Genomic DNA, 6,152 nt, shown 5'->3' with positions numbered 1-6,152 from the left:
GCGCTTACCCGGCCTACAAAACCCGTAGGCCCGTGCAAGCGAAGCGCCGCCGGGCGATATTAGCTAAGACCTTCCGCTTTCAGTGCCGCAGCCACCGCAGGACGCTCCGCCATACGGGTCATATACGATGTAATATGGTCTAACCCTTCCATATTGAGCTTAACCGCCCGCGCCCAGCGCAGCACGGTAAACAGATAGGCATCGGCAATCGTGAAACGGGAACCACAAATCCACTGATCGTCTTTCAGCGACGCGTTTACATACTGCAGCTTTTTCTCAAGAAGCGCGCGCAGGGTCGGTTTGTACTCTTCCGGCGTATCCGGGCGGAACAGGGGAGTAAAGCCTTTATGTAACTCGGTAGCGATATAGTTTAACCACTCCAGGGTCTTATAACGTGCAATGCTGCCGGTGGGGGCAAGAAGCTGGCGATCCGGTACGTTGTCCGCCAGGAATTGCATGATGGCAACGCCTTCTGTCAGCAGAGTTCCGTCATCCAGCAACAGCGCTGGAACTTGTCCCTTCGGGTTAATGGCAAGGAAATCATCGCCATTCTCCAGACGCTTTTTCATCAGATCAACGCCATCGAGCGTGAAATCTTTGCCGCTCTCGCGCAGGGTGATATGGGAAGCAAGAGAGCACGCGCCCGGTTTGTAGAACAGTTTCATCGGTAACTCCTTTTTGCTGAGGTTTCAGCTATGTTAGTGCGCGAACAGGCAAAAAAAAAGCCGCTAATGCATTAGCGGCTTCTCAACAGTCGTTTCTCAATACTCTTACGCAGTCGCGGTTTCGCTTGCCTTGGCCGTCTTGTCGTCGTCCTGAGTCATACGATTCAGTTTCGGCGCGGTCAGCAGCATCAGAACTGCAATCACCGCTGTCGCGATACCAATCTGCATGAACACGGTACCGTAGACATTCAGGGAGACCAGTGGGTCAGTGACGTTTTCCGGCACGGCCATCAGGTTCGCAATCTTACCTGCGATAATTGCTGCACCGGCAGTGGTCAGGAACCAGCTACCCATAATGAAGCCCATCAGACGCTGTGGAACCAGCTGTGCCACCATCGCCAGGCCCAGACCGGAGATCATCAGTTCGCCGATAGACTGCAGCGCATAGCTCAGAATCAGCCAGTTTACGGAGACGATACCGGCGTCGGTCGCAAATTTGGTCCCCAGCGGCAGCACCAGGAACGCACCGGAGCACAGCACCATACCAATTGCAAACTTGTGCGGCATTGGCAGACGGTCGCCCATCTTGTTATAGATAGCTGCCAGAATCGGGCTGCCAATCATAATCCAGAACGGGTTCAGCGCCTGATACTGCTCCGGCTCGAACGCGATACCCAGGATAGAGTGCTCAACGTTACGAATGGCGAAGAAGTTCAGAGAGGTTGGCATCTGGCTGTACAGTACGAAGAAGATAATCGCTTCCAGCATCAGAATGAAGGCCACAATCATCTTACGGCGCGCAGCACCCTGCATCGCGAACGCTTCTTTCGCGAAGATGACCACGATACCCAGCGCAACCACGCCCAGCACCGCACGTGCGATACCCTGGTTGTGCAGCAGCCAGGTGGCGATTGCCGCCAGAATCACAACGCCCACGATGGTCGCCAGCAGTTTGCCCATATGGACGGGTTCGAAATCGGGTTTTGAACCGTAGTCTTTGACCCAGTTGCGGCAGAACAAGAAGTTCACTACGGTGATCAGCATGCCCACGAAGCTCAGCGCAAATGCCACGCTCCAGCCGAATTTAGCGGCCAGCCATGGTGTTGCCAGCATGGAGAAGAATGAACCGATGTTGATGGACATGTAGTACATGGTGAATGCACCGTCCAGACGTGGGTCATCTTTGCTGTAACAGGTAGAGAGCAGGGAAGACGGGTTCGCTTTAAACAATCCGTTACCGACAGCAATGGTCGCCATACCCATATACACCACTGCGGCGTCATGGCCAGACCATGCGACCAGCCCATAGCCAATCGCCAGAACAATGGCGCCCAGCATGATGACACGTTTGGTGCCGAGAACTTTATCACCCAGCCAGCCGCCGATAGCAACCAGGCCGTATACGAGGGCACTGAAGGAGGAGAACAGCGTGATGGAATCGGCTTCGGACATACCCAGCTGTTTTACCAGGTAAACCGCCATGATCCCTTGCAGGCCGTAGTAACCAAAACGCTCCCATAACTCGATAGAGAAGATGAGATAAAACGCTTTCGGTTGTTTAAAAGCGTTAAGACTCACGCTTTCATCTGTTGGTTTATTGTTTGCAGTCGACACATATACCTCTTTTTTTACATCCCATATTAACGGGGGTGTTCATAGCGTGATGGCCGTAGTCCATCCGCCTTATAGTTATATTGGGAGGAGAAACGGCGGGTAATGTTCACTATCCTGACCCGTCTGGCAATACGTTTGTAATAATCTGTTACATTTATCTGGGGTGGTATAATCGTCGGTTCATGCAAATGTTATTCAGCGTTAAATTTCATACGGTGAGTAAAGGTAGTTTTTTCAACTGGTATTCCCCCTCTCCGATCGGCTTTTGGCGATATGTTCTGCTATTTGCCGTTTGTGGCAGTGATATAGCCCATATTCTGAAAAATAGCTGGTCTTATCTTCCGGTTCTGATCGGTTATATCTTGTCTGGCAAAGGCTTTGGGATGATTTTGACAACAAAAAATCAACATGAAGTTATCAGAGTGATCGTGATCACAGATGTATAGAAATTTTTGGCTATGAAAAAAGTATTAACCTGTTTGAGCGTTAACGCACCGAACAAGTGACAAGTCAGCAGGGGCAAGAGGCGAATGATTTATGGTCAGGAGAGGGACGTTTGGAAGGCCTTCTCCTGATGTGGGATTGTGATTGTTCAGACCAGCAATTCAGGGATAAACTTTTTCTTTGAATTCGCAGAGGTCTTCAATAATGCAGGAGCCGCAACGAGGTTTACGGGCGATGCAGGTATAACGGCCGTGCAAAATCAGCCAGTGATGGCAGTCAACCTTGAATTCGGCGGGCACCACTTTTAACAGCTTCTCTTCGACCTGCTCAACATTTTTACCGGGGGCGAAGTTGGTGCGGTTAGAAACACGGAAGATATGCGTATCCACGGCGATCGTCGGCCAGCCGAACGCCGTATTAAGCACCACGTTCGCGGTTTTGCGTCCTACACCCGGCAACGCTTCCAGCGCTGCGCGGTCTTCCGGCACCTCGCCGCCGTGCTGTTCCAGCAAGATCCGGCAGGTTTTAATCACATTCTCTGCTTTGCTGTTAAACAATCCGATGGTTTTGATATAAGACTTCACGCCTTCCACGCCGAGCTCCAGCATCGCTTTTGGCGTATTAGCGACCGGATAGAGCAGGGCGGTCGCTTTATTGACGCTCACATCGGTAGCCTGTGCAGAGAGCAACACGGCGATCAGCAGCTCAAACGGGGAGGTAAAATTCAGCTCCGTCGTCGGATGCGGGTTCTCGTCCCGCAGACGGGTCAGGATCGCAATGCGCTTTTCTTTATTCATGAGGCCTTCTCGGGGATCCCTTCCTGGACGCTACGCTCTGCTGCGCGGCGCTTACGTTTTTCATCAATCAGGTATTTTACTGCCAGCATCATGCCAAGGCCAATAAACGCGCCAGGTGGCAGCATCGCCAGCAGGAATGGCGTATCGGTATGGAACACCTCGATACGTAGCGATTTGGCCCAGCCGCCCAGCAGCGCGTCGGCACCGTCAAACAGCGTCCCGTTGCCGAGGATCTCGCGCAGTGAGCCGAGCACGAACATCGCACCGGTCGCACCCATACCAATCGAAAAACCATCCAGCGCCGACATGGCCGGACTGTTTTTCACGGCGAAGGCTTCCGCACGCCCGACCACAATACAGTTGGTCACGATCAGAGGGATAAAAATTCCGAGCGACTGATACAGACCGAAGGCGTAAGCGTTAATCAGCATCTGGACGATACTGACCACCGACGCAATGATCATAACGTAAATCGGAATACGGATTTCCGACGGGGTCCAGCGGCGCAGGGCTGAAATGGAGAGGTTGGTCAGGGTCAGCACCAGCGTCGTTGCCAGACCGAGACCAAGCGCATTGGTGGCCGTTGACGTCACGGCCAGCAGTGGGCACATCCCCAGCAGCTGAACCAGCGCGGAGTTGTTCTTCCACAGTCCCTGGACAATAACCTCTTTAACCTGGCTCATGATCACTCTCCACAGGCCGGAAGATTGTTGATTTGCGCGGGTAGCGTTTCAGCATACAGCCCGGCCCGTTTTACGGCGTTCACCACCGCGCGCGGCGTGATGGTCGCGCCCGTGAACTGGTCAAACTCGCCGCCGTCTTTTTTCACCGCAAACGCGGTGTCATCTTCACCATGGATCACTTTACCGGCAAAGTGCAAAATCCAGTTGCTCAGACGGGTTTCAATTTTATCGCCCAGGCCCGGCGTTTCATGATGCTGCGTCACGCGGGTGCCCAGTATGGTGCCGGAGAAATCGCTGCCGACGAGCAGCTGAATGGCGCCGGAATAGCCGTCGGGCGCCGTCGCCTCCATTACCGCGCCGACCGGTTTATCCCCTTTGCGGGCGATAAACAGGCGGTGCGGGCCTTTTCCAAGCTGCGGCGCGTCTACCACGAAGCAGCTCTTTTGCAGGTCATTATCGTAAAAATCCGACGGGATCACCTGATCGAACAGCGCTTTTTGCTGCTTCACCGCCTGTTCATCAATGGTCGATTTGGTCAGCTCATTCACCAGCGCCGTCATTCCGGTGAGTACGGCGGCGAAAACGGCCAGCGTGACGCCATGTTTTTGCATTGTTTTCAGCATCGCGACACCCTTAACGATGGCCGTACACGCGCGGGCGCGTGTAATAGTCGATGAGTGGAACGGTGATGTTGGCGAGCAGGACGGCGAACGCCACCCCGTCCGGATAACCGCCAAAGCTACGGATGAGCCAGACCAGCAGTCCTGCCAGCGCACCGAAGATTAAGCGGCCACGGTTAGTCGTAGACGCCGTCACCGGATCGGTCAGGATAAAGAACGCGCCCAGCATCGTTGCACCGGAGAGCAAATGCATCTGCGGGCTGGCCAGCGACTCAGGGGAGAAGACCCAGCCAAGGGTGGCACAAACCGCCAGCGTCACGAGGAAGCTGACCGGAATATGCCAGCGGATGGCCTTCTGCTGCAGCAGGAACAGGCCACCCAGCAGATACGCCAGGTTAACCCACTGCCAGCCTGCACCCGCGAGCATACCGCTGTAGATGGCGGATTTCATGATTTGCTCGACGCTGTGCCCGGCATGCAGGGACGTTTTGAACGTATCGAGCGGCGTCGCCTGGCTGATGCCGTCCACGCCCATACGCAGCGCGTTCATATCCGCGCCGAGCGCCGTATGGCCGGTAAAGATCACGTGCAGGGCATCCATAAAGCCTGGCACCGTGGCGGCAATGTCATGGGGTGGAAGCCAGCTGGTCATTTGTACCGGGAAGGAGATCAGCAGCACCACATAGCCGATCATCGCCGGGTTAAATGGGTTATGGCCGAGCCCGCCATACAGCTGTTTGGCAATAACCACGGCAAAAACGGTACCGAGGACGACCATCCACCACGGGGCAAACGGCGGAATACTGATGGCCAGCAGCAGGCCGGTCAGCAGCGCGGAGTTGTCGGCAAGAATGCGGGAGACCGTCATCTTGCGAAGCTTCAGCACCAGCGCCTCTGCCGCTACGGCGCTGATACAGCCCAGGGCTATCTGGAACAGGGTTCCCCAGCCGAAAAACCAGCACTGAACGGCAATGCCCGGCAGCGCGGCCAGGCAAACCAGCATCATAATACGCGATGTCTGACGCTGATTATGGGTGTAAGGGGAACTTGCGATTCTGAAAACCATTTAATCCTCGTTAACGGCTTGCTGTGCGGCTTTCTTCGCCTGAACGCGCGCAATCGCGGCAGCGACGGCGGCCTTGCGCGGGTCATCGTTAGCGGCCTGCGGCTGCTCTTCCTGCTGCGCTGCTTTACGGGCTTTGGCGCGGGCTATCGCCGCTTCAACGGCAGCTTTACGCGGGTCAACCGGTGCTTCTGGTTCTGCTGCAGGTGCCTGCTGCGCCGCTTTACGCGCTTTGGCGCGGGCAATCGCGGCTTCAACAGCGGCTT

The 6,152-nt window shown here is 55.0% G+C and carries 6 protein-coding genes and 1 pseudogene; all 7 read right to left on the bottom strand.

The features are described 5' to 3' along the window. Window positions 1-59: 59 nt before the first annotated feature. Complete coding sequence (gstA, locus tag L977_RS01490) at window positions 60-665, bottom strand: glutathione transferase GstA (RefSeq protein WP_014883574.1); 606 nt, start codon at window positions 663-665, stop codon at window positions 60-62. 105 nt (window positions 666-770) lie between these two features. Further along, window positions 771-2,279, bottom strand: a complete 1,509-nt coding sequence (dtpA, locus tag L977_RS01485) for a dipeptide/tripeptide permease DtpA (protein ID WP_014883575.1) — start codon at window positions 2,277-2,279, stop codon at window positions 771-773. A gap of 605 nt (window positions 2,280-2,884) precedes the next feature. Further along, window positions 2,885-3,520 carry an endonuclease III gene (gene nth / locus L977_RS01480; protein WP_023338272.1) on the bottom strand — a complete coding sequence of 212 codons (636 nt, stop codon included), beginning with the start codon at window positions 3,518-3,520 and terminating at the stop codon, window positions 2,885-2,887. Continuing rightward, window positions 3,517-4,203 (bottom strand): electron transport complex subunit E, encoded by a 687-nt coding sequence (locus tag L977_RS01475; RefSeq protein WP_023337188.1) that lies wholly within the window; start codon window positions 4,201-4,203, stop codon window positions 3,517-3,519. The genes nth and L977_RS01475 overlap by 4 nt, the downstream gene beginning before the upstream one ends. 2 nt (window positions 4,204-4,205) lie before the next feature. After that, window positions 4,206-4,826, bottom strand: a complete 621-nt coding sequence (rsxG, locus tag L977_RS01470) for an electron transport complex subunit RsxG (protein ID WP_047624423.1) — start codon at window positions 4,824-4,826, stop codon at window positions 4,206-4,208. Between the two features lie 10 nt (window positions 4,827-4,836). Next, window positions 4,837-5,889: an electron transport complex subunit RsxD gene (rsxD, locus tag L977_RS01465; protein ID WP_047624421.1), complete on the bottom strand. Its 1,053-nt coding sequence runs from the start codon at window positions 5,887-5,889 to the stop codon at window positions 4,837-4,839. Then, window positions 5,890-6,152: pseudogene (locus tag L977_RS01460) on the bottom strand (electron transport complex subunit RsxC); the annotation flags it as partial.

This window comes from Enterobacter sp. ZOR0014, from assembly GCF_000798855.1.
Classification (GTDB): domain Bacteria; phylum Pseudomonadota; class Gammaproteobacteria; order Enterobacterales; family Enterobacteriaceae; genus Enterobacter; species Enterobacter kobei.
This window is presented reverse-complemented; position numbering and strand designations above follow the sequence as displayed.

Bases quoted from the DNA above. Each gene is read 5' to 3' on its own strand.
- rsxD (WP_047624421.1), bottom strand. From the start codon at position 5,889: ATGGTTTTCAGAATCGCAAGTTCCCCTTACACCCATAATCAGCGTCAG.
- rsxG (WP_047624423.1), bottom strand. From the start codon at position 4,826: ATGCTGAAAACAATGCAAAAACATGGCGTCACGCTGGCCGTTTTCGCC.
- L977_RS01475 (WP_023337188.1), bottom strand. From the start codon at position 4,203: ATGAGCCAGGTTAAAGAGGTTATTGTCCAGGGACTGTGGAAGAACAAC.
- gstA (WP_014883574.1), bottom strand. From the start codon at position 665: ATGAAACTGTTCTACAAACCGGGCGCGTGCTCTCTTGCTTCCCATATC.
- nth (WP_023338272.1), bottom strand. From the start codon at position 3,520: ATGAATAAAGAAAAGCGCATTGCGATCCTGACCCGTCTGCGGGACGAG.